This window comes from Bacillus sp. FSL K6-3149, assembly GCF_038630515.1.
Classification (GTDB): Bacteria; Bacillota; Bacilli; order Bacillales; family Bacillaceae; genus Bacillus; species Bacillus pumilus.
The window spans coordinates 445356-469011 of sequence record NZ_CP152034.1; the positions used below are offsets into that span (position 1 = coordinate 445356).

20 protein-coding genes are annotated in these 23656 nt (G+C 43.8%); 7 read left to right on the forward strand and 13 right to left on the reverse strand.

Going from position 1 to position 23656, the window contains the following annotated elements; genetic code table 11:
* Positions 1-254: 254 nt before the first annotated feature.
* Together MHB83_RS02325 and MHB83_RS02330 are read left to right on the forward strand one after the other, a co-directional pair.
* Entirely contained in the window at positions 255-1025 is a 771-nt protein-coding gene (locus MHB83_RS02325) for a WecB/TagA/CpsF family glycosyltransferase (RefSeq protein ID WP_044140062.1), read from the forward strand.
* A gap of 11 nt (positions 1026-1036) precedes the next feature.
* A complete protein-coding gene (locus MHB83_RS02330) occupies positions 1037-2224 on the forward strand; it encodes a CDP-glycerol glycerophosphotransferase family protein (protein ID WP_342496595.1) in 1188 nt (395 codons plus the stop codon).
* A gap of 17 nt (positions 2225-2241) precedes the next feature.
* Here the strand turns inward: MHB83_RS02330 and MHB83_RS02335 are convergent, their stop codons facing one another.
* From MHB83_RS02335 to MHB83_RS02390, 12 genes are all read right to left on the reverse strand, one after another.
* Entirely contained in the window at positions 2242-4872 is a 2631-nt protein-coding gene (locus tag MHB83_RS02335; RefSeq protein ID WP_342496596.1) for a glucosaminidase domain-containing protein, read from the reverse strand.
* A gap of 124 nt (positions 4873-4996) precedes the next feature.
* On the reverse strand, positions 4997-5947 hold the full coding sequence (gene manA, locus MHB83_RS02340; RefSeq protein WP_003212875.1) for a mannose-6-phosphate isomerase, class I: 951 nt from the start codon (positions 5945-5947) through the stop codon (positions 4997-4999).
* A gap of 146 nt (positions 5948-6093) precedes the next feature.
* Positions 6094-6915, reverse strand: a complete 822-nt coding sequence (locus MHB83_RS02345) for a carbohydrate ABC transporter permease (RefSeq protein ID WP_050944374.1) — start codon at positions 6913-6915, stop codon at positions 6094-6096.
* Positions 6912-7883, reverse strand: coding sequence for a sugar ABC transporter permease (locus tag MHB83_RS02350; RefSeq protein ID WP_342496597.1), 972 nt, complete (start codon positions 7881-7883; stop codon positions 6912-6914). The genes MHB83_RS02345 and MHB83_RS02350 overlap by 4 nt, the downstream gene beginning before the upstream one ends.
* Positions 7884-7938: 55 nt before the next feature.
* Entirely contained in the window at positions 7939-9204 is a 1266-nt protein-coding gene (locus MHB83_RS02355) for an ABC transporter substrate-binding protein (RefSeq protein WP_137054322.1), read from the reverse strand.
* 102 nt (positions 9205-9306) lie between these two features.
* Positions 9307-10725 carry a response regulator gene (locus MHB83_RS02360; RefSeq protein WP_212045603.1) on the reverse strand — a complete coding sequence of 473 codons (1419 nt, stop codon included), beginning with the start codon at positions 10723-10725 and terminating at the stop codon, positions 9307-9309.
* On the reverse strand, positions 10719-12161 hold the full coding sequence (locus MHB83_RS02365; RefSeq protein WP_342496598.1) for a histidine kinase: 1443 nt from the start codon (positions 12159-12161) through the stop codon (positions 10719-10721). The genes MHB83_RS02360 and MHB83_RS02365 overlap by 7 nt, the downstream gene beginning before the upstream one ends.
* A complete protein-coding gene (locus MHB83_RS02370) occupies positions 12158-13159 on the reverse strand; it encodes a sugar-binding protein (protein WP_342496599.1) in 1002 nt (333 codons plus the stop codon). Before MHB83_RS02370 ends, MHB83_RS02365 begins: the two co-directional genes overlap by 4 nt.
* A 67-nt stretch (positions 13160-13226) precedes the next feature.
* On the reverse strand, positions 13227-13682 hold the full coding sequence (locus MHB83_RS02375; RefSeq protein ID WP_050944379.1) for a GNAT family N-acetyltransferase: 456 nt from the start codon (positions 13680-13682) through the stop codon (positions 13227-13229).
* 118 nt (positions 13683-13800) lie between these two features.
* On the reverse strand, positions 13801-14400 hold the full coding sequence (locus tag MHB83_RS02380) for a bifunctional 4-hydroxy-2-oxoglutarate aldolase/2-dehydro-3-deoxy-phosphogluconate aldolase (RefSeq protein WP_342496600.1): 600 nt from the start codon (positions 14398-14400) through the stop codon (positions 13801-13803).
* Positions 14372-15352, reverse strand: a complete 981-nt coding sequence (locus tag MHB83_RS02385; protein WP_342496830.1) for a sugar kinase — start codon at positions 15350-15352, stop codon at positions 14372-14374. The genes MHB83_RS02380 and MHB83_RS02385 overlap by 29 nt, the downstream gene beginning before the upstream one ends.
* Before the next feature lie 119 nt (positions 15353-15471).
* Entirely contained in the window at positions 15472-16482 is a 1011-nt protein-coding gene (locus MHB83_RS02390; protein WP_342496601.1) for a LacI family DNA-binding transcriptional regulator, read from the reverse strand.
* Positions 16483-16744: 262 nt separating this feature from the next.
* Here MHB83_RS02390 and kduI point away from each other — a divergent pair, with 262 nt between their 5' ends.
* The 5 genes from kduI to MHB83_RS02415 all read left to right on the forward strand — a co-directional run bounded on the left by kduI (position 16745) and on the right by MHB83_RS02415 (position 22168).
* Complete coding sequence (gene kduI, locus MHB83_RS02395) at positions 16745-17572, forward strand: 5-dehydro-4-deoxy-D-glucuronate isomerase (protein WP_342496602.1); 828 nt, start codon at positions 16745-16747, stop codon at positions 17570-17572.
* Positions 17573-17576: 4 nt separating this feature from the next.
* Positions 17577-18350 carry a 2-dehydro-3-deoxy-D-gluconate 5-dehydrogenase KduD gene (gene kduD / locus MHB83_RS02400; protein WP_342496603.1) on the forward strand — a complete coding sequence of 258 codons (774 nt, stop codon included), beginning with the start codon at positions 17577-17579 and terminating at the stop codon, positions 18348-18350.
* Positions 18351-18455: 105 nt separating this feature from the next.
* Positions 18456-19922 (forward strand): spore germination protein, encoded by a 1467-nt coding sequence (locus tag MHB83_RS02405; RefSeq protein WP_212045609.1) that lies wholly within the window; start codon positions 18456-18458, stop codon positions 19920-19922.
* Positions 19923-19925: 3 nt separating this feature from the next.
* Positions 19926-21026: a GerAB/ArcD/ProY family transporter gene (locus MHB83_RS02410; RefSeq protein WP_050944387.1), complete on the forward strand. Its 1101-nt coding sequence runs from the start codon at positions 19926-19928 to the stop codon at positions 21024-21026.
* Positions 21023-22168 (forward strand): Ger(x)C family spore germination protein, encoded by a 1146-nt coding sequence (locus tag MHB83_RS02415; RefSeq protein ID WP_310025576.1) that lies wholly within the window; start codon positions 21023-21025, stop codon positions 22166-22168. The genes MHB83_RS02410 and MHB83_RS02415 overlap by 4 nt, the downstream gene beginning before the upstream one ends.
* 13 nt (positions 22169-22181) lie before the next feature.
* On the opposite strand, the gene MHB83_RS02420 is transcribed toward MHB83_RS02415, so the two are convergent.
* Positions 22182-23579 (reverse strand): bifunctional glycosyltransferase family 2 protein/class I SAM-dependent methyltransferase, encoded by a 1398-nt coding sequence (locus MHB83_RS02420; RefSeq protein ID WP_050944392.1) that lies wholly within the window; start codon positions 23577-23579, stop codon positions 22182-22184.
* Between the last annotated feature and the right edge of the window lie 77 nt (positions 23580-23656).

Here is a 23656-nt window from a genome sequence, read left to right on the forward strand (position 1 = left end):
CAGCGCCCATCAAACGTTAAGCAGATGTAAAGACAAACTATTTCCAATTTATTGGGCGCACAAGCGAAAGTCCGAAGAATCAATGTTTCTCGCAGCAGCCTCCTTATGAATTGATGAAAATGTCATGAAATTTAAAGGTTTGTAAAGTTATTGTTAATATTTCATGGAGCATCTGTGATAAAATGATGAGTAGACGAAGAATGAATTTACAATGAACGTTCATAGATAACAAAATGAAAAAGGAGGTCTAAACAATGCAAACAGAAGTGGTCTCTAACCTTTCTTATGTAAACGGCGACCTAGATGAATTTATTAGCTATATGAATCACCATCATATTTCTCAAAGAAGAGGCGCCATGATTGCCACTGTCAATCCAGAGATTGGCTATGCTGTTATGAAGGATCATGCGTATCATCAAGTTGTCTCTTCTGCGGATTATGTGCTGCCGGATGGTGTAGGCGTCGTCTTGATGTCACGTTTGACACAAAGTCCGCTGAAGTCAAGAATTGCTGGCTTTGATGTCTTCATGTCTATGCTTGATCTAGCAAACAAGCAGTCTAAAAGTATCTTTTTATATGGGGCGAAAAAAGAAGTGCTTGAGGCTGTTAAACAGCGAATCGATACGGAATATCCAAATGTGGTCATTGCAGGCAGCTGTGACGGTTATCAAGCCGATAAACGTTTCGTAGCAAAGCAAATCGCTCGCTCGAAAGCAGATATGGTGTTCGTTGCTTTAGGTTATCCAAATCAGGAGAACTTTATTTATGAATACCGTCATTTATTCCCGCAGGCTGTTTGCATCGGTTTAGGCGGAAGCTTTGATGTATTTAGCGGAACGGTGAAGCGTGCACCACGCTGGATGATTAAAACAAATACAGAATGGCTGTACAGACTTGTTGTGAATCCATGGAGATGGAAACGAATGCTGAATATTCCTAAATACGCTTTTGCCGTATTGAAAGAAAACAAAGGGAAAAAACGTTACTATCCTGAGCAAGTAAAGGATCAGACGAAGCAGCTGTGAGAGACTGACCAATGATAAATATACGCTCAATGATCATTTCATGCTATGCAGCTTTCGTTTCTTTCATTGGATGGCTGATGAGCGGCGTCAAACCACGGGAAAACCAGGTGACGCTGCTTGTTTCATTTCAAGAGAATGCAGCTGCTCTTATTGATACTTATCAACAACAGGCGAACATGACGATGAAGCTTACTGTCCTCTATACGAAGCATGCTTCTGCGATAGAAAAGGACGAGTCTCATCTGTCATTTCGCTATTTTCATGAAAAAAATCCTCTCCATCTCATTCAATGTATTTATACGATGTTTAAAAGCAAGGTTGTCGTGACAGATAATTACTTTCTCATGACAACTGTACTCAGAAAACGTCCTTCTACCACCTGTATTCAAGTATGGCATGCTAATGGGGCGTTGAAAAAATTCGGTCTTGAGGATGCTTCAAATTCGGAACGAAGTCCTCGTGACATCAAACGGTTCAAACGAGTCTATACGTCTTTCGATTATATCGTTACAGGCTCAGATCATATGCGCGAGATTTTTAAGTCTTCGTTTGGGGTGAATGATGAACGTTTTTTACCAACAGGTGTACCGATGACGGATGTGTACTATGACCAGCGCCCGTCTTCCTTGAAGCCGAATGATTTTCCTAAAGGGAAAAAGATCCTGCTTTATGCACCGACCTATCGAGACTTTGCAATGGACGGTCTTGTCCTGCCTTTTTCAAAGGAGCAATTACAAACAGAGCTAAACGGAGATTATATTCTGCTCGTCAAGCTTCATCCTGCGGTCAAACATTTAGCGAAGGCGGAAACAGACGATGAATGGATATTTGATGTGTCCGATCAGCCGCTTTATCCATTGCTTTGTGCATGCGATGTCCTGATCACAGATTACTCATCGATTGTGTTTGAATATGCACTGCTTGAAAAGCCTGTTTTGTTCTTCACTTATGACTTAGACACTTATCGAGAGAAACGCGGCTTAGTCGATCGGTATGAGGACATCATTCCTGGGAAGGCTTGTGTCACTCGAGACATGCTCTTGAAAGAGCTGTTTCATCTAAACGAATCAGATTACCAAGAACGAATCAAAACCTTCGCCGAGGAATGGAATCAATATTCAAAGGGAAGGTCCAGTGAGCAGCTCTTATTCTTTATTGAACAGCAGCTCTTACACAAAAAACGTCCGGCTTCTCATTAGGAAGCACGGACGTTTTTTTATTTGTTATAAACCGGGATATCGTAATAGAGCGTATAGTTATCAAGTAAGTTATACAAGCTATACATACGAGTGACTTGCTTATATGCCCAGCCAATATCTGTTGCATATTGATGAGTCGCTGAACTAGACCAGCGCATTTTATAAATCGTATCTTGTTTGTATGTGGCGTGATTGATATAGCTGTTGCCAATGAATTTTGCCCCGCCAATAATGGCTGCCTCTGGCGTGAACCATTGCTGTTCATACGCATATTTTGCACCGAGGTAATTCGGATTGCTGTCGTATGCGCCAATGCCATACATATTATATACTTTCTTTCCATTAAACATCGTACCATTCGCTAAAATGGAACCTCCGTTACCTGTTTCAAGCAACGCGTGAGAAATGAGATAAATTTCGTTGATATGATACGTTTTCGCTGCCGTAATAAAGGCTTGTCCTTTACCTGCTAGAATCCCTTTGCCTGCTAGAATCTTTGAATTGACTTCTGCCGGATTGAGATTCGCAGCTTCAGAGAGTTTCAGAAATTGAAAATAAGATTGAGTGCCCTCAGCAATATTGGCTGGGTCTACATATTTTTGCACCTCTGCTGAGCTTGCATTTCTCCAGCCAAGGCTGATCTTGATCCAGTTTCCTTCTTTCCCAAGCTGTTTCACTTTTGCTCCTTTATTCAGCTGCGCCACGATGTTGCTCGCAGAGCTCGAATCAGGTGTCGAACGAACATTTAAGCCGTCCGTATTCACAGTTGACGTCGCCGTGTCAACATATGGTGCATAGACATAGGCTGCACCATCTGTCTGTGGTGACACCTTCATTTGCTTGTTCACCATCTCATTGACAGTGAGGTTGTAGTTCGTTTGCATGACCATTGGGCCATTTTTGATTTTTACGGCTGTAGCTGTCCAGCCATATTGACTTTTCACAAAAGCAATCGCTGCATTTACAGTTGGTAATCCTGTGAATTGCTGCGTAATGTTGATTTTGTAGGTTGGTTTCGTTGTTGTTTGATAGGCAGCTGGTTCATTCCGTTTTTTGAAAAATGCCATGCCTTGATCGCGCAATGCAGCTGTTGAGATGGCACCTGTTTTGATCTGATATTGACCATAATCAGTTGTCCCTGTTTTTTGAGCAGCTGCTTTCATTTTTTGTTTCGTTAAATAGCTTAGCGCTTGATTCAGTTTAGTCTGATTCACCGTCGGCTCTGTCGTGATCCGGTATTGTTTAACCGCTTCTGTCAACGTTTTTGTACTGCTGGCAACGCCATTTTTCTTGATAATCTCTTGAGCCTGCTTGACTTTACTTTGCTCATATACAGGTGTTGTCTTGAGACTATACGTTTTGCTGACAGCTTGGCCCTTACCAGTTGTAATGCTGCTTGTCACTTTCTGCGTTTTTAAATATGCGGCACCTTTATTTATTTTGGCTTGCTCCGCTGATTGATTGACGACAAGTCGATACGTGCTGTCAGATGCTTTACCTGTTTTTTTCGTTGTTGCTGATACCTTTTTCTTTTGGAAGAAAGCTGCTGCTTTTTTCGCTTGATCATCTCCTAATAGGTTTCCAGTCACTACTTGATATGGCTGTGTAGAAGAGATCTTTTGCGATGTGTAGCGCCATTTCTTTTTCTTGAAAAAGGCCACCGTTTTTCCGTATGCTGTATCGTTCAGTTGATTGAGCTTCACGATATAATTTTTTGTTTTTCCCACTCGCTGCACAGTCCCTGTAGCGCCGGTTTGTTTCTTAATCTGGGCCGCAGCTGAGGATGCCTGTTTGTTGTCTTTGAAATAGCCTGATTCCAAGCGATACACATTTTTTAAAGCGCCTGTCTTTTGAATCTTCCCGCTGATCTTTGCTTCTCTTTGAAGCTGGGTAAGAAGCGTTTGTGCTTTTGACTGGTTCGCTTGTGCAGCTGATGTGACGATGTAATATGGCTTGCCTGCTGTCACCGTTTGAAGCACCGCTTTTAAACCAGACTCTTTTTGAAAGCCTTGCAGGATCGTATTCGCCTTACTTTGCCCAACGATACCGCCTGAAATCAGCTGATACACAGTGCCTGCTTTGTTTTCAGTTTGGTATGTACTAGTGACACCGGCCTGCTTTTGTAATTCGGTTTGAATATTTTTGACTTTCGTTTCAGAATCAATGGTCCCTGAAATGACCTGATAAGAAGGTCTGCTTTGATTGATAACTTCATAGGTGCTATTGAGTCCTGATGTTTTCGTTAGCTCGAGTGAGAGCTTTTTCGCCTGAGCTTCATCATTGACGGGGTCAGATACGACCTTTTGTAATGGAAGGCGGTCACCTACTGGCGACACCGTACCGCTCATACCCGTCTCTTTTTTTAATGCAGCTGCACTTGCACTCGCTGCTGCTTGTGACTCATATCCTGAGGCAGTGAGCTGATAGGTCGACGTGTTTCCTGAGGTTTGATAAGTGGCTGTCCACTTTTTGTCCTTCTTCAATGTTTCCACTGCTTTTTTTACTTCTGATTCTGTTGTAAATACCTTTGAGGTGTTCATCGTGTAAATGGATTGATCGACATAGGAGGCTGCTTGCACTTCTTTGCCCGTCTGTATTGTCATACCAAAGGCAGCTGCGAGTAACATAATCTTGATGGTTTTTTTCACGTTCACTGTCCCTCTCTTACTTTGCATAATAGTCTACTAATCTCTTTATCGACAAAAACAAGTACTCTTTCAAGTCATTTATGCAATAGAAAAATAGAGGACCCCTTCAAAGTCCTCTTTTTCTTTATATATGCGATACAATCAGCTCACAAGTTCCTTCAATTGAGAAGCTTCCTGTTTCAGCTGGCAGGATAAAATGAGCTCCTTTAGGCAATGGATATGTATGTCCATCATGCGTTAGAGCCCCTTCCCCGCTAATTACACTGCACAGCAAAAATGAATAATCTTGCGAAAGCTCCACTGCTTGATCAATTTCCCATTTATACACAGAGAAATACTCTGCTTCAACAAACGTTCGAATGGTCAGCCCACGGCGTGTTTCAACTGATTCATCTGCATACCCGTCTACATGGGGAACCGTTGTGACATCAATGGCTTGCGCAAAATGAAGTTCACGTTCATTGCCATTCTGATCTTTTCGTTCATAATCATATACCCGATAGGTGGTATCTGAGCTTTGCTGCGTTTCGAGGACAAGCGTTCCTTCGCAAAGCGCATGAATGGTACCGCTTGGCACATAATAAAAATCACCAGGCTTTATCTTCACACGACGTAAAAGACCTTCCCAATCTCCACTGTTCATCATGGTCACAAGCTCAGTTCTTGTTCTTGCATTGTGCCCATAGATCATTTCTGCTCCTTCTTTGCAGTCAATGATATACCAGCACTCTGTTTTTCCAAGCTCGCCATTTTCATGTCTTTCCGCATAATCATCATCTGGATGAACTTGAACGGATAAGTCCTGGTTTGCATCTAAAATTTTGGTTAACAGCGGGAATCGATCGCCTTCTATTCCCCCGAACAATTCTCTGTGATTGTCCCATAGTTCGATCAGCGTTTTCCCTTTATATGGACCGTCTTGCACGACACTTGGTCCGTTTGGATGAGCAGAAATTGCCCAGCATTCTCCCGTTTGATCAGAAGGAATATCATAGCCAAATTGATCTCTTAAGGCTGTACCTCCCCATATTCTCTCCTTCAATTCAGGCAGTAAAAAAATTGGTGACTGCTTCATTCAGGATGACTCCTCCCTTTGCTACCCTTTGATAATCCTTGTAAGGCTTGATGAAAACTAGCAAGTCTCAACTTTTATTATGACGCTATCTAAAGAGAAGTCAATCCTTTCAGTACACCAAATGAAAACGATAACACTAAAATGTTTCATCCTTTAACAGAGCCTGCGAGAAGCCCTTTGACAAAGTATTTTCCGAGCAGAATATAGACCAAGAGTGTCGGCAATGCGGCCAATATTGCCCCTGCCATTTGGACGTTCCATTGCACAATTTGACTGCCCGATAGATTTTGCAAGGCAACCATCACTGGCTGATGCTCCGCAGTGGTCATCGTGACTGCAAATAAGAACTCATTCCACACATTTGTGAACTGCCAAATGGCGACTACAACAAATCCTGTGATCGAAAGCGGAAGAATCATATGTCTGAAAATCCCGATAAACCCTGCGCCGTCCATTTTTGCCGATTCAATCATTTCATCAGGAATGCTCACATAGAAGTTTCTAAACATGAGCGTTGTGATTGGGAGTCCATATACGACATGGACAAGCACCAAACCTGGAATCGAATTATACAATCCGACTTCGCGTAAAAATTGAATGAGTGGAATGAGGATACTTTGATATGGAATAAACATTCCAAACAGCATCAGCGTAAAGACCACTTCTGATCCTTTGAAACGCCATTTTGATAGGACATAGCCATTCATCGCCCCTAAGACAGCTGACAATAAGGTAGCCGGAATGACTAGATAAAGAGAATTCATTAAATTGGGCGCTAGCTTTTCAAATGCGATTTGATAGCTTGAAAAATCGAGTGTTGACGGCAGCGCCCACATTTTCTCAAGGGTCACTTCACCTAATGGCTTCAAGCTTGTGACGAGCATGACATAGACTGGCATCAGAAAAAACAGACTGCACAAAATCAATAAAGCATAAAGGACTGGACGGACAAACCATCTAGCTGTCATGATGACGCCCCCTTCCGGCTCGACAGGAGATATGGCACGATAAAGACCGCAACAGAGATCAGCATCACAATCGCGATGGCGGCACCGCCTGCATAATGGTTTCCTCTAAAGGTCATTTCAAACATGTAAACGCCCGGAACATCTGTGACAAAGTTTGCACCCGGTCCTGTCATCGAGTAAATCAAATCGAAAATCTTTAATGAAATATGAGCCATGATGATAATGACACTTGCAGTAATCGGTTTTAATAGAGGAAAAATAATCTTCCAGTAAATCTGCCACTCGGTTGCGCCATCCATTCTAGCAGCCTCTCTTACTTCCTCTGGAATGCCTCTCAAACCCGCCAAATACATTGCTAGAGAAAATCCAGTCATCTGCCAAACAGCTGCAATCACGACTGCAATCATTGCTGCAGGGACACCAAACTCAATTTTCCCCCAGACAAATCCAGCTAAAATGTTCGTATCCGTGTACCACTTAGGCTGGATACCAAGCGTCTTTAAAAATAGATTCACCCCTGTGGACGGGTTTAAAATCCATTGCCAGACGACCCCTGTCACAACGAAGGAAAGGGCCATTGGAAAGAAAAATAAATTCCGAAATAGAGATTCACCCTTGATCTTCTGATCTAGTAAAATCGCAAGTGCGAGCCCAGAGGCAATAACGGCTCCAATAAAGAATAGAGTGAAAAAGACCGTGTTTCGAAGATCTGACTGAAAGCGGAAATCTTGAAACAGCATCATATAGTTTTGAAGACCTGCGAAAGAGAAATCAGGAACAAGCGAGGTCCAATTTGATAATGACACATACCCTGTCCAGCCAATAAAGCCGTAAACAAAGATGAATAATAAAACAGCCGACGGGGCTAAAAATAGAAGCGCAAGCAGCTGATCCCCACTCCATTTTTTCCGCACATGTTTGACTTTGGGTGTTGCTGCTTTTGTGATCGGCGATGTATCCATACGCATGAAGCTACACTCCTTTTTAAAAAAGAGGCGGTGCTTAGTCGCCGCCTCCTCGTCTTTATTTCATTGAATCTTTTAAAGATGAAACAAACTGGCTGCTGTCTTTTTGTGTGACGAAGATATTGACGGCTTGATTCGCTTTTGTCACAAACCCTTCTTCAGCAGCTGAACCATGTGCGAGAGACGGCGCCAGCTTTGATTCTTTAAATGCCTTCATCGCCGATTTTCCGTATTCATCATATTTAGAAACATCTGCATCCACACGTGCTGGAATCGATCCCTTCAGCGGATTAAATGCATCCTGTCCTTCCACAGATCCTAAGACAGATAAGAATTTCTTCACGTTTTCTGGCTGTTTCACGCCCTTCGGCAGTCCAAATGTATCGGTGATCACCATAAAGCTTCCCTCTGTGCCAGGAGTCGCCACGTATCCAAAGTCTTTATTCACCTTCAGATCCAGATCATTCACAAAGTACCCCTTCGCCCAGTCGCCCATGACATTCATTGCAGCTTCCCCTTTTGCTACGAGCTGCGAGGCATCCTGCCAGTTACGAGAGCTGTGATCATCATTGACGTATTCAAGCATACGTCCAAAAATATCTGCCGCTTCCTTCACTTTTGCGTCATCCATTTTCATGTCGCCAGCCCAAAGCTTTTGATATCCATCAGCGCCTAAAACGCCGAGCAGCACACTCTCAAACAAATGTGTTGCTGCCCAAGGCTCTTTATCCCCAAGTGCGAGCGGTGTAATGCCTTTTTTCTTTAATGCATCTGCTGTTTTGAAAAATTCATCAAAGGTCGTTGGTGGCTCTAAGCCTGCATCGTCAAATACCTTCTTGTTATACCAAAGCACATTGCCCCTGTGAATATTCACTGGTACTGAATAGATTTTCCCATCTTTGCTGACAAGGTCGATGAGTGATTCTGGAAATTTGTCCTTCCAGCCTTCTTTTTCATATAGATCATCCAGCGGCTCCATTTTGCCTGCTGCGACCCAGCTCTCATTCAGCTCCGCTCCGCCATGTACTTGGAATGTAGCTGGCGGGTCATTTCCTTGCATCCGGCTAGTCAGAACAGCCTTTGCATTTGTACCAGCACCACCTGCGACGGCTGCATTTTCAATTGGGATGTCTTTATTTTTCTCTTCAAACAATTGAATGAGTGCTTTCAGTCCGTCCTCCTCACCTGCTCCAGTCCACCAAGAGAAAATGTCGAGCTTCTCTGCTCCGCCCTCTTTTTTCGCATCTGAGCTCGTCGATGAACTACAGGCAGTGACGATAAGCATACAGAGTACTAACAGCGTAAAGCCTAATTTAACCTTCATGATTGATCCCCCATCCTCATTTTGTAAGCGTTATCATAATAAGTATAATGGCAGATCCTTTCTTTTTTTTAGGCAAACTTCTTCACTTTTTTATGAAATTCTTCATTTTTTTACGGTCTGTTTTCGATATTCCTTCGTTGAACAACCCACCATCTTCTTAAACACACGGCTGACGTAATTGGGGTCTGTATATCCTGCCTGATAGGTAATTTCTTTTAAACTAAGCGAGCTGTCTTTGAGAAGCTTTTTGATTTTATCCAGCCGGCAGGTCGTCACATACTCTTTAAATGTCAGCCCTGTCTCGTCTTTAAACCGTTTTGTGAAATAGGTTGGACTTAAATCAACATAGGCGGCAGTCTGCTCCAGCGTGATCTGTTCACAAAAATGCGTTTTGATGTAGCGCTTTGCCCGCTCGATATCATTCACAGTCTGGTTTCTTGCTTCGTACACGTCAAATAAATATTCACAGCACTGACGGCATTCAGCAGCGGTGCTGATCGTTAATATTGGCCAGTCTGTTCGGAGCCGTGATTTAAATAAAATCAGCAGCTCTTTTAGTTGTGACAGGGTCGCCCCCTCTAGCTCAAAGGCATCGAATAAAGCGAGCGCATCCTCTCTTCTCCCTTCTTCCATTGCCTGCATCATATCGTCTGCAAGCTCAGGCAGATGGATCAATGGATGAGACTGTTCTTCTGTTTGGTAAAAACCATAACGAACAACGCCGGGGCTCTTTTTCCGCTGATAATAGGCAAGCTTCGCCTCTGCTGCACTTTTCTGAAGATAAAGCGGATTTGAGACCGGGTGTCCTATGCCAACGACAGGTGAAGGCTGATCGTTTGTTGTGGCAGTTCGAATCGCCTGCAGGACATCTGCCTTTAACTGACCAGGCGCTTGGTGACGATAAATAAGACATGTAAACAGCTCACCACTCACCTGAATCGGCACCGTATGAAAAAGGGAAGATGTCTGTAAATCAATCAACAGCTGATCCCCGATTGTCCGCTGTACAGCGATGACAAGACCTGCTTCGAATTCATGAAACAGTTGTTGAAACTCCGTTGAGGTATAGGATTGACCGTTTATGACATGAGCTTCGAGCCAATTTGACTGCTGACCGGCCGCCATCGCCTGCCGCTCAGACGACTCCTGCTGAATCTCTGCCGCAACCGTGCGAATGGCGGCGATGGTTTCATCTTTGTCAGCCGGTTTGACGAGGTATTGCTTCACCCCTTCCTGCATCGCTTGCTTGGCATAATCAAACGTATCGTAGGCTGTCAGCATAATAAATTTTGTATGAGGGCTGCTCGCTTTGATTTGCTTGATCGCTGTGAGTCCATCCATTCCCGGCATCTGAATATCCATGAGCACAAGATGAACGGGCTCAGTTCGCACGAATTCAACCGCTTTCTTTCCATTTTCAGCTTCTCCTGCGATATGACACTCTGGAAGCCAATCCGTCATGAACTTCCGCATCGCTAGCCGTTCTATTTTTTCATCATCCACAATCAGCACGTTCAGCATGATGGTCCCTCCTTTATCGGAATAGCCAATTGAATGGTGGTGCCTTCGTTTGGCTTTGAGTCAATTTGCAGGGCATCTTTTACCCCATAAAACAAATGCAGCCTTGACATCACATTGCGAAGACCGATCCCTGTCGAGTGCCCTTTACTCAAGATGTTTGGATCTTCCTCTTCTTTTTCTGATAGCAATCTCCTTTTCTCTTGTTCGTTGATTCCCATCCCATTGTCCCGAATCCGAATCATCACATAGCCGCCTTCTTGATAGATCGAGAGTTCGACAAGCCCGTTTTCCTCCTTTGGTTCGACGCCATGAATAAAGGCATTTTCAACAAGCGGCTGTAAGGTGAGACTTGGGATATGTACAGATAAACACGATTCATCTATGATCGTTTTGCATGTGATACGATCGGCAAATCTCGTTTCTTGTATATGAAAATATTCTTTGACCACTTTTACTTCTTGTTCGAGCGTAACGGATGCACTGAGAGCTGACAGCGAATAACGCATGAGAGTGGAAACAGATTGGATCAACCTCGATGTGGCATCCGCTGATTCTAAGTAAGCCATGCGTGAGACGATGTTTAAGGTATTAAATAAAAAATGTGGGTTCATTTGGTTTTGCAGCGTTTTCAGCTTCATGTCTTTGATTTTTTGATCTAAGGCTGCCTTTTGTTTCATCTCTTCAATCATCATTTTCATCTCTTGTCGCATTCGCTGAAAAGCCTCATTTAATACAGAAATTTCATCCTTTGAGGTGACATGCAAGTTCGCTCCATCAAAGTTTCCTTCTGATACTTCCTTTACGCTTCGAGAAAGATGGACGATCGGTCTTGATATCCCGCCAGCAATCATATACGCCATCCATAAGGCGACCCCAATGGACAGCGTAAACAAACATAAGGTAAAGAGCGCATAGGTTTGGTGTCTTTTTTGCAGAGATTGATAAAGTACTTGATACTCAGACAATTCATCATCAAGCAGGGTCATCGTTTGCTCTTGTATGTAGGAGGAGACGGTTCTTACTTCCTTCACACTTGCTGCATATTCTTTGATTTTCCCTTCTTTTACATGTGTCATGGTCGCATCACTTTCATTGATGAGCGTCCGCATCATATATTGGTATTTTTCGATAGAAGGAATGGCCGCATGAAGCCCGGCATCTTTTCGCAATGCCTGGTCGTAGGATTTCATTTTTTGTTTTGAAGCTAGATATTCTTTGGCAAACTGCTGATCCTTTTCAATCGCATACGCATTGACCTTTTCATACATCGTTTTTGCCTCTGTCGATATATCATTAAGCAGGAGAAAAGAACGAAAGCTTCTGCTATATTCTGATGTGATATTCGAGCTGCTCCAATAGACGAAAAAAGCGGCCACATTGCCAAGGAACACAAGGGTCAAAAATGCCAGTAGCAATTTACTTCGAATCCTTCTCACGGCTGCACCCCCTGCCTTCTGTCTGTTTGCTGCAGCGGCAGATCCTCGCGCCGAATCACACTCGTTCCTGTGTACTGAAGCGGTTCTTCTTTTTCACCTTTTTGCAAACGCACAAGCGATTCCACTGCTTGATAGCCCATTTCATAAGGGTGCTGAACAACGACTGCATCAATCTCTCCATCATCGAGCGCCTGAATCGTATCTGGCAACGTATCAAATGCGAGTACATAGATATCTGCGGACGATTGATATTGCGCTGTTGCTTGAATAATCCCTGCACCATCTAATGCACTCGTGCCGTAAAATGCGGTGAGCTTCGCATGATCGTTTAATAGTTTATACGCGGCACCGGAGGCCCCTGATTTGGTAATGGCTGATTCTTCTATTCCAGCAATATGAATGCGTTTTTCAGCGGCGACGGCATCTCGAAACCCTTTGACGCGCTGCTTTTGATGAACGGCATCAAGCCTGCCTGTGACAATTCCTACATACTGTTCGCCTTTTGTATCTGCGATGAGTGCCTGTCCTGCGATAAAGCCAGAATAATAATTGTCCGTGCCTACATACACTTGACGCTTGCTCCCCTCTGCATCCGTATCAACGGTGACAACATCAATGCCCTTTTCCCTCGCCTTCTGAAAAAGCGGTTTGTATTTTTTCGCATCAAGTCCCTGTGTCATAATGCCATCGACATGCCCTGCGATTGCCATATCAATGGTTTTCAAATGGTCGTCTATATCGGCTTGCTTCGGACCCAAATATTCTAAATACACGCGATGAGCGGCTGCCGCATCAGCAGCTCCCTTTTGTACTAGCTGCCAATATTCGTTATCAAGCTCCTCCGGTACAAGGACAAAGTGATATTGATAGGTTGTTGACGCTTTTCCGGAAGCGTTTTCAATTTTAAATAAATCTTGACCTAATGATGTTAAAAAAATGACAGATACGACACAAAAAGTGAGAAAGGCGCCCACCCCGATCCACTTTGATACTTTCACCACATCCTCCCCCTTTCAAAAATTGCGCATAAAAAAAGAGCTGCTTATAAGCATACTCTCTCAACCTCTATAATTCCTTTGTCATAAATAAACTGTTTGGATCTTCGTGATATGAACCGAAAGGCGGACAAATATAAAACCCAACACTCTCATATAGTTTTCTTGCTGGCTCGAAGAAAGACATCGCACCTGTCTCTAAGCTGATACGTGAATAGCCGCGCCTTTTTGCCTCTTGGAGAAGATGGTTCAGCATATACCTTGCTACACCTTTTCGCATATGGTGAGCTGCGGTCCTCATGGATTTGATTTCGCCGTGATCACTAGACAGCTCCTTTAACGCTCCGCAGCCAAGAAGCTCCTCTCCATCCCGCACACTCCACACTGTGACATCTTGCTTTTTCAAATCAGCTAACGGAAGGGCATGAATGCTTTCTGGCGGGGAATGCTCTTTCATTTCTTCTATATGAGCGGTAATCAGCTGCTCTATTTGTCCATCCGTGAGTGTATCTTGTTGAATGTACACATCTATCACTCCTTCACGATCATTGTACGTGAAGAGTCAGCATTCACCTGCTGTTATGTCAGATAAACGAACAAACAACCGGCATCCATCTGCCAGTTGTTCATTTGATAGCGCCTATTTATGAAGAAAGAACCGCTTGTAATTCTTCTGCTGTACTGCTCTCCAGCTGACTTCCGACACCTACAGCCACTGCGCCTGCTTTCAGCCATTGTGGCACATCAGCTGGATGAATCCCCCCCGTTGGAATAAATTCAATGTCTGGAAATGGGCCTTGTAAGTTTTTCATATAGGATAAACCGCAGGAGCCGCTTGGAAAAAGTTTGAGCAAGCAGTATCCAGCTGCTTTTGCCTGCATGATTTCACTTGGGGTGAGGACACCTGGTACATAGAGTGTGTCGTGAAATGAGAGATGCTCTCCAATGACAGGAAGATATCCTGGACTGACAATAAATTGCGAGCCTGCGTCAATGGCTGATTGCGCCTGCTGAAGGGTGGTGATTGTGCCCGCTCCTACAATCAGATCTTGCTCATGCTGAAAGGATGCGATGATGCGTTCCGCATTGGGCGTGGTATACGTCACTTCAATGGCACGAACGCCCTTTTTCTTTAAACGCTCTATGATCTTAATGCCTTCTGCTTCGCTCCCCGCTCTCACCACTGCGATCAGCTTACAAGCCGCGAGACGTTCTTTAACGCTCAAACTTGCTGACTTTCCCATATCCTTCGTCCCCCTTCATATATTCCCGTCTCTGATATCGTTTGGCGTCTTTCATAAAGGCCTGAAGCTCTTCCCGAGTAGGCAGGCCGTCCTTATCGCCTGGAGACATCACCGCAAGAGCCCCTACAGCATTGGCTCTTGTCACAGATTTTTCATATGATAAACCGTCCAGTAAACCGCTGATAACCCCCACGGCAAACCCATCACCGGCACCGACTGTATCCACGACATTTGGCACATAAAAGCCGCTCACAATCCCCTGACTGGCTGCACTTTTATAAAAGGCACCTTCTGCACCGAGCTTAATGACCACAAGCTTGACGCCTTTTTGCAAATAAACATCGGCAATCTCTTCCGGCTCGTGATAGCCTGTGAGCCTTTGCCCTTCTGCAAGCCCCGGAAAAAACCAATCTACTTGAAAAGCGATCTGATTCACTGTATGGATCATATCTTCCTCCTCTTCCCATAGCTGCAGCCGAAGGTTTGGATCAAATGAAATGGTTTTGCCTGCTTCTTTCATCTTTTGAAGAGCATGAAAAGAAAACGCTCTCATTTCATTGGATAATGCAGGTGGAATACCTGTCATATGGAGATGTCCTGCCTGTTTGAAATAATTCGCGGGAAAGTCGCTAGGACTCATTGTGCTCGCAGCAGAGCCTTTGCGATAATACGTGACGTCAGGATCTCCATCCATCACTTTGGATTTAAGTAATATCCCTGTTTGAGCCCCATCATTTGATCGGATCACTGCACTTGTATCGACTCCTTCTTTTTGAAGCTCTTCTAAAATAAATGTGCCAAGTGAATCTGCTCCGACTTTGCTCATCCATCCCACATCAAAACCTAGCCTCGCCAAACCGACTGCCACGTTACTTTCGGCACCAGCAAGCGCCTTTTGAAATGTATGCACTTGATGAAGCTCTCCGGCTTCTTTTGCGTAAAACATCGCCATTGATTCCCCAAATGTGACCGCATCCAATGCTTTCACTCATTTCTCCCCTTTCTTGGTACCGGTTTCAAATTAGTTGAAAAAGAGAGAGCATTCACGTATGTATACTCTTCTCTGGCTGTTTATAAGGATTTTCTTACAATGATTTCTCCATCAAGCTGAATGGTTTGGGGCGCACTTTCATCCCCTTCAAGCCGAGTCTTGATTTTTTGCATGGCGGCTTTCCCCATTTCATGAGATGGCTGGGCAACCGTTGTGATTCCAGGCCCAATCAGCTTATACCATTCTGTATCATCAAAGCCGGCGATGCCTATATCTTCTGGAATCTTTAACCCGAGTTCTACAAGCTCACTGATCAGCTTCAGCATAAGTAATCCATTGGCTGCTAAAATCGCTTTTTTTTGCTGGCTTGATTGTACAAAATGGACAATCTCTTCTCGCAGTTGTTCCTTTTGTTTCAAATCAATTTCTGCAATGAGCGGCTTCTTATATTTACTCATGGCTGTCTGTTCATATGCTTCTTTTCGTTCTTCACGAGGACTGATTCCATCGACCGGTTCAGTAAAGAAGGCGATGTGCTCATAGCCTTTCTCATACATTTGTTGAAGCAACTGGATGGTGATATCACGGTTATTCGTTGTCACTGTGTCGACTTTTAGTTCAGGTAATTTCCGGTCAACAAGGACAATCGGCACACCGTTTTCCTTCAAATCCTGCAGAATGTCATTGTTCTGACCTGTCGTATTGATGATGAGCCCTTCAATATAATGTGCATTCAGCTTGAGGAGCATTTCTCGTTCTTTTTCTGGTCGGTTATCTGTGTTGCATACCATGATGCTGTATCCATATTCATCACAAATTTCTTCGACTCCGCGAAGTGTCGCTACAGAGAATGGGTTCGTAATGTCGGCTACAATGAACCCAATGACCTTGCTTTTTCTTACTTTCAAACCTTGTGCGAGCTGACTCGGACGATAATGCAGTTCCTCAATGGCTTTTTTAATTTTTTTGACCTTTTCAGTAGAAATTTCATTTGTTCTGCCATTGATATATCTGGATACAGTTGATTTTGAAACACCTGCATAAGCGGCCACTTCGTTGATGGTCACTTTCGTTTGCTTTTTCTCTTTCATTCAAAAAACTCCCACAATCAATGTCTTCTCATTTGTTTCGAAACCGATTTCAAATAACTTAAAAAGAGCATATCATAATTTCTTGAATTCCAGAAGATTTTTTTGCTTGGAGATGACAAAAAACCATTTAAATAAACAAAAAGAAAGCGATTTCAAAATAACGGTTGACGGCATGCTCTTTTTCCTCTAAAATTTTCCTTGAAACCGATACCAAATAAAATACCCACACTTTGTTTCAGATGGAAAGGGAGGCTTATTTCAAATGGAAAATCGTTATGCTGTACATCCTGAGCAGGTCAAACGTTTTACAACAGAGGAACTTCGTCGTCATTTTCATATTCCTACACTATTCGTCAGCGGTGAATTAAAGCTCTACTATTCACATGAGGACCGCGTGGTGATTGGCGGAGTCATGCCATCTACAGAGCCGCTCAAATTAGATGCCGGCGACTTTCTACGTACAGAATATTTCCTTGAAAGACGAGAAATCGGCATTGTAAATGTCGGCGGTCAAGGAACAGTCACTGTCGATGGTGAAGCCTTTGTACTGGAGCACAAAGATTTCTTATATATTGGGCTTGGACACGAAGATGTACAGTTTGCTAGTTCATCCGGCGAGGGAGCCAAGTTCTATCTTGTATCCGCCACGGCTCATCAAGCGTACCCTACGCAAAAAGCAGCTATCGCTGAATTAACACCGAATCACTTAGGGGAAGCGTCTGCTTCAAACGTACGAAACCTGTATCAAGTCATCCACGCAAACGGCATCCAAAGCTGTCAGCTCATGATGGGAATCACTCAGCTGGAAACCAATAACACGTGGAATACGATGCCCGCTCATATTCATGATCGACGTATGGAAGTGTACTTATATCTTGATATCGAAGAAGATGCTCGTGTCTTTCATTTTATGGGGGAGCCATCTGAAACAAGACACCTCGTTGTGGCCAATGAGGAAGCGGTCATTTCTCCTGCCTGGTCCATTCATTCAGGCTCGGGTACAGCGAATTATTCATTTATTTGGGCGATGGCGGGCGAGAACTATACGTTTAAAGATATGGACTTTATCCCAATGGACCAGCTGAGGTAATGTGATGACGATAGCATCCTATGTAGCGTCCCTCTTTTCTCTTGAAGGCAAAACAGCCCTTGTGACAGGTCCTGGAACCGGCATTGGGCAGGGCATTGCTGTGGCGCTTGCCAGGTCAGGCGCAGATATTATTGGCACATACCACCACACACCGCTTGAGGAAACGAAAGCGCTAGTCGAACAGGCGGGCCGCTCGTTTCAGGCGGTTCAGGTTGACTTTTCCGACCCTCAAACTGCAAAGCAGGCTGTCGATGCCATGTTACAAAAGCATACGATCGATATTTTAATCAATAATGCTGGCACCATTAAAAGAGAGCAGGCCGCTCATTATTCAGAGGAAGATTGGCATACGGTCATGGATGTGAATATCAATAGTCTCTTTTTCCTCACCCAAAGGGTTGGGCGGCAGATGCTGAAAAATGGGCAAGGGAAAATCGTCAATATCGCCTCCCTTCTATCGTTTCAAGGCGGCGTCTTTGTCCCCGCTTATACAGCAAGTAAACACGCAGTCGCAGGGCTGACGAAGGCTTTTGCAAACGAATGGGCGAACCAGCATATACAAGTGAATGCGATCGCTCCTGGTTACATTTCGACCAATAACACGCAAGCCATTCGGGACGATGAGAATCGAAATGAAGAGATTCTCAAACGAATCCCTGCCGGGCGCTGGGGAAAGCCTGAGGATCTAGCCGGTGCGGCTGTTTTCCTTAGCTCACCAGCCTCCGATTATATGAACGGTCATATTTTAGCGGTTGATGGCGGCTGGCTTGCGAGATAAACAGACGAGAGAATTCCTATTTGCAGGGATTCTCTTTTTTCTATTTGCATAATTCTCCACCATCCGAGTCACTCTATAAAAAACATGACATGAGGGTGAGGTATTATGAAAAGTCGTATTGAACAAGATATAGCGTCCGTCATCAAGCGCGTCAAAAGCTTTGCTGGGAAAAGTGATGATATCGTGTTCCACTCATTTTCATTTGGCCCTTCTGCTATCTCTGCATGTCTCATGTACGTTGAAGGACTCACAGAATTTGAGATGATTTCCAAACAAATCATTTCACCCATGCAAAAGGAACTGGCTATCACCGAGGTTGATTCTAGTACGCTTCCAGCCCTGTCTAAAACGTTCTTTGGCATCCAAAATGACGTGCTGGAGGATATGAACCTTGCCATCGAGCAGTTATATAACGGCAGGGCTATTTTATTTGTAGATGGCGCGACTCAAGCACTTGCGCTCCAAACGAACCTTTTTCAATTTAGAGAAGTAGAAGAGCCACAATCGGAAGTCCTTGTAAGAGGGCCTCGGATCGGTTTTATTGAAAATCTTGAAAAAAACACGGCTTTGATCCGTGAGCGGGCAAACGACCCAAACCTTGTCATTCAAAAGGTAAATGTAGGTACTCGCAATAAGAAGTCCGCAGCCCTTGTGTACGTTCGTGATATTGTTGACCCTAAATTAGTAGAAGATGTTTTATCACGTATGACCGAAATCAAAATGGATGACATCCCTGAAACCGGCTATATTGAACAGCTAATTGAGGACAGCCACATCTCCATTTTTCCGCAGATTCAAAATACAGAACGTCCTGACCGAGTGATTGCATCTGTGCTTGAAGGAAAAGTGTCAATTTTACTCGATGGCACTCCTTTTGCGCTCATTTTACCGATGACCTTTACAGCCTTGATGCAATCACCTGAAGATTATTATCAGAGATGGACTAGCGCGACTCTTTTACGTTTACTCCGTTATATCGCCGTGCTGCTCACGATTTTTTTACCTGGGCTTTACATTGCACTTGTCTCTTATCATCCAGGCTTATTACCCACACGGATGGCACTCACCATCGCAGGCAGCCGGCAGAATGTTCCGTTCCCTCCTGTTGTTGAGGCGATTCTTATGTCTTTTACGATAGAGCTGCTGCGGGAAGCTGGACTTCGGCTTCCTAGAGCCATCGGGCAGACAATTGGGCTCATTGGCGGCGTCATCATTGGTCAGGCGGCTGTCCAAGCCAATATTGTCAGTGCCTTAATGGTGATTATTGTGTCGCTGACTGCACTTGCTGACTTTACGGCACCATCCTATGACTTTAGTTTCCCGCTACGCATCTTGCGGTTTATGGCTATTTTCAGTTCAGCGATGTTTGGGTTATATGGCTTAATCATGTGTTATTTATTTGTGCTTTGTCACCTGATGCAATTAAAGACCTTTGGTTTTGACTATTTCACACCTGTTTTGTCTTCACCGTTTTCAGATTTAAAGGATACGTACGTACGTTTACCAATTGGGCTATTTAAATCGAGACCGAAAACAGCAAAAATAAAAAATCTCAAAAGACAAGGAGATTAAACGATGTACAGAGCTGAGAAGCTATCATTGTTACAAGTCACCATTCTGTGCAGCTCTACAATGATAGGCGCTGGAATTTTAACCATTCCTCGCAGTTCTGCCAATTCAGGATTCCCTGATGGCTGGATCATTGTATTAATACAGGGAGTCATCTTTGCTTTCGTTGCTTTTTTGTTAGGATGGATTGCTGAAAAAAATGCGCCGGATACTATTTTTGAGTCAAATAGAAAAGGAGCCGGTGCCATCATTGGCACGTTCTTTAATTTAATGCTGATTGCCTATTTACTAGGCATTGTCGGTTTTGAAGCGCGTGTACTCGGGGAAGTTGTCCAATTTTTCCTGCTGGAATCGACTCCCATGGCAGTGATTGTGATGATTTTTCTTCTCGTGGCGATCTATCATTTGAAAAGTGGTATCTTTCCAGTCGTCAAAATGGTCACGTACATTTATCCCATCGCCTTGATCATTTACATTGGGCTCATGCTGTTTTGTCTGAAAATATTTGATTTTGATTATTTACGTCCTGTCATGGCGCACGGGTTTAAAGATTTCAGTAATTTGTTCTCTCAAACATTTATTCAATTTACAGGCTTTGAGGTCATTTTGTTTGTTGTACCACTCATTTATAAAGACAAATGGTCGAAGGCGAAATGGGCCGCTGCCATTGGAGTTGGAATTACAACCCTCGTGTACTCGCTCACACTTTTTATTGTGATTGGCTCCATGACAGTGGGAGAAACAAAATCCCTCACCTGGCCCACTGTCTCACTCATTCAAGCACTAGAACTTGAAGGGGTCTTCATTGAAAGATTTGATATTTTTTTACTGACGATCTGGACGTGCCAGCAGTTTATTTGCATGCTTGGCTTTTTCCAATTTGCCATTAAAGGATGCCACACAGTCTTTAAGACGACCAATGTAACGAGACTGCTTTGGCTGCTGTTTTTGATTACCTCTGCCCTCTCTTTATTTCCGAAAAATATCAATGAAGTCTTTTACTACTCTACTTTACTCGGCTACGCATTGTTCGCGGTTTTAGCCATTCCTTTTATTACAGCTGTTCTGCTGATGATACGCAAAAAATGGGGAGGTCGTTCTGCATGAGAGGAAGGCGTGTACTGTTATTCTTTTTTTCCTGCTGCCTTTTTCTTCTATCAGCAGGATGCTGGGATTTAAAGGATATTGAAAAACTATCGTTTGTACGCGGTGTTGGTATTGACGAGGAAGACGAGGATGGCGTTAAGCTGACCTACCAAAACCTTGTACCGAAAACAGGCGGAACACAAGAAGCCGATTCTCCCAGCTATGTGAATGTTGTCTCGAAGGGAAAAAATGTGCTGGAGGCTGTCAGTAATGTCGCCTTGAAGGACCCGCCGATCTATAGTGATCACTTGAAAATCTTTTTGTTTGGTAAAACTCAGGCGGAGCATCACGATATTCAAGGAACACTCAATCATTTTATTCGAGATGATGAGGTTCGGCGCAGCAGCTATCTCCTCGTGACACGAGGAGATGCGTCAAAAGTCGTCAACCAAAAATTGAAATCACAGCAAAAGGTCCCAGTTGAGCATATCTTCGAAACATCTAAAAATCGAAGCTTTAACGGAAAGATCGTACCGCCAACACGTATTGGCCGGGCGTCTGATTACTTTCAGATGGGCGTTAGCTTCCTTGTGCAAAGTGTAGATGCGATAGACGGTGAACTTATTTATGATGGAGCAGGCATCATTCACGGAAAAACACGTAAGCTGATCGATTTTATCCCAGCAAATGATGTCCAATCTTTAAACTGGGTGATGGACCGTATCTCAGGCGGCGTTGTACCTGCCACCTACAAAGGTTATCCGATAACGTATGAAATTAAAAAAGCAAAAACGAAGGTCGAGCCCTATCTGAAAGATGGAAAGGTATCCTTTAAAATTAACATACAAACAAATGGAAAATTGTCTGAGGATCAAAATCCTCCTGAAAACTCATTCGATGAGCAGTACATCAAACGATTTGAGCGGATTTTTGCTCATAAAATTAAAGAACGCATTCAAAAAGCGGTCCATCATGTGCAAAAAGAAGTGGGCGTTGATCCCATATTTTTCAACCAGCAGTTCCGTATGAAATATCCTGACTATTGGGATCAGCATGGTACCGAGTGGGATAGGCTCTTCCAAGAAGCAGCTATTGATTACGATGTCAAAGTCAGCATCTTGAACTTTGGTGCAGAAGGTGCAACAAAAAGCTTTAAATGGTAAAGCAAAAAGGCGGTTATCCCGAAGGGGAGCCGCCTTTTTTACGCACGACGATGAGAAGCTGATACAAGGTCACTTGATCAGTCAACGCTTTTGTTTGAAAGCCAAGTGACGCTCCTACTCTTGCCACCTCGTCAAAAAACAATTGGACGTTTTGATCAATCGGAACATTGATCCTCTGCTCAATCACCCGTTCAAACAAATGATCTGGGAAAAGCGCACGCATGGTATTTGGTGTGAAGAACCTCAGGTGACCTCGGTCTAAAATTCCTACATCTTGATACGTAAAATCCCCTGTCATTAACGGAAAAAGCACCTCCGCATGCATCATGTTGGGCAGGCAGCAAATGATCACGCCGCCTGGCTTTAAAGATGCGTGCGCTTGTTCAATGATGTGCCAAGGATCTGACACATGCTCTAAAACATCCGAAAAAATGACCGCATCAAAAAAAGCCTCTTTCTCTAACCATGGGTACTCATCCGCTTTTGCCTCGATGACTTCTTTGTAATATGCCTTTGCGATGGCTGCTTTTAATGGATCAGCCTCTACTCCGTACATGTCAACAGACTGCCGATTCATTAGTTCAAGCCCTGTTGCTCCTGCGCCGCATCCCGCATCCAGTACACAAACAGCATCTTCAGGCAGCAGAGCCGCAAAGTACGGATGAGGGGTCATCAAATTAAGATCAATGCCCCATTTATCTAAAAACCGAAGCCTGTTCTCTGCAAACAATGTAGAGATGTTCGTTTCTTGATTCGCTCGAAAGGTTGCATGACCGTGATGATGCACAAATGAATCGTGAACGATTTGAAGCTGATATCCCTTCAGCAAGGATCTCAAACAAAGGTCGTCATCCTCAAAAGATCCATACACGAACCTCTCATCAAATAAACCCACCTCTTCAATGAGCTCTCTTTTCACAAGCAGACAAAATCCCACAAGCCGATGTACATAAGTTCTCTGACCTTTTTTTGCAGCCGTATAATTCTTCGCAAAGGCTGGAAGCTCCTTTACATCTGTATACGTTGGCTCGACCATTTGAGGACCGCTCACATAATTGGAGACTGGCCCTACCATCCCGATACGTTCTGATGCAAATAACGCCTCTTTTAATGGAGAAAGCCAGTTTTCCGTGACGATCGTGTCGTTATTTAAAAAGAGAATGCTATCCCCAGTCGCTTTTTTTGCTCCTTGATTACAGCCCTTTGCAAAGCCTCGATTTTCTGCATTTTCTATGAAAATCACATCTTTCAGCTCTCTCACATATTCCTTCGTCCCGTCGGTTGACGCATTATCAACGATGATGAGTTCATATTGGTCACTTCGGGTATGCTGCTTGATGCTGTCGATACATTTTTTCGTTAAATGCAGTTCATTATATGTCAGGATGACAATGCTCGTTTTCCCTTTCATCTCATTTCCACCTTTCGCCCGCCTATTCCATATGTATGTCATATGCAGCACGTTCAGAAGATGAGAGATTGTCCTTT

Bases quoted from the DNA above. Each gene is read 5' to 3' on its own strand.
- MHB83_RS02415 (WP_310025576.1), top strand. From the start codon at position 21,023: ATGAGAGGAAGGCGTGTACTGTTATTCTTTTTTTCCTGCTGCCTTTTT.
- manA (WP_003212875.1), bottom strand. From the start codon at position 5,947: ATGAAGCAGTCACCAATTTTTTTACTGCCTGAATTGAAGGAGAGAATA.
- MHB83_RS02355 (WP_137054322.1), bottom strand. From the start codon at position 9,204: ATGAAGGTTAAATTAGGCTTTACGCTGTTAGTACTCTGTATGCTTATC.
- MHB83_RS02330 (WP_342496595.1), top strand. From the start codon at position 1,037: ATGATAAATATACGCTCAATGATCATTTCATGCTATGCAGCTTTCGTT.
- MHB83_RS02405 (WP_212045609.1), top strand. From the start codon at position 18,456: ATGAAAAGTCGTATTGAACAAGATATAGCGTCCGTCATCAAGCGCGTC.
- MHB83_RS02410 (WP_050944387.1), top strand. From the start codon at position 19,926: ATGTACAGAGCTGAGAAGCTATCATTGTTACAAGTCACCATTCTGTGC.
- MHB83_RS02360 (WP_212045603.1), bottom strand. From the start codon at position 10,725: ATGCTGAACGTGCTGATTGTGGATGATGAAAAAATAGAACGGCTAGCG.
- MHB83_RS02325 (WP_044140062.1), top strand. From the start codon at position 255: ATGCAAACAGAAGTGGTCTCTAACCTTTCTTATGTAAACGGCGACCTA.
- MHB83_RS02390 (WP_342496601.1), bottom strand. From the start codon at position 16,482: ATGAAAGAGAAAAAGCAAACGAAAGTGACCATCAACGAAGTGGCCGCT.
- MHB83_RS02380 (WP_342496600.1), bottom strand. From the start codon at position 14,400: ATGGGAAAGTCAGCAAGTTTGAGCGTTAAAGAACGTCTCGCGGCTTGT.
- MHB83_RS02420 (WP_050944392.1), bottom strand. From the start codon at position 23,579: ATGAAAGGGAAAACGAGCATTGTCATCCTGACATATAATGAACTGCAT.
- MHB83_RS02350 (WP_342496597.1), bottom strand. From the start codon at position 7,883: ATGCGTATGGATACATCGCCGATCACAAAAGCAGCAACACCCAAAGTC.
- MHB83_RS02345 (WP_050944374.1), bottom strand. From the start codon at position 6,915: ATGACAGCTAGATGGTTTGTCCGTCCAGTCCTTTATGCTTTATTGATT.
- kduD (WP_342496603.1), top strand. From the start codon at position 17,577: ATGACGATAGCATCCTATGTAGCGTCCCTCTTTTCTCTTGAAGGCAAA.
- MHB83_RS02385 (WP_342496830.1), bottom strand. From the start codon at position 15,352: ATGGCGATGTTTTACGCAAAAGAAGCCGGAGAGCTTCATCAAGTGCAT.
- kduI (WP_342496602.1), top strand. From the start codon at position 16,745: ATGGAAAATCGTTATGCTGTACATCCTGAGCAGGTCAAACGTTTTACA.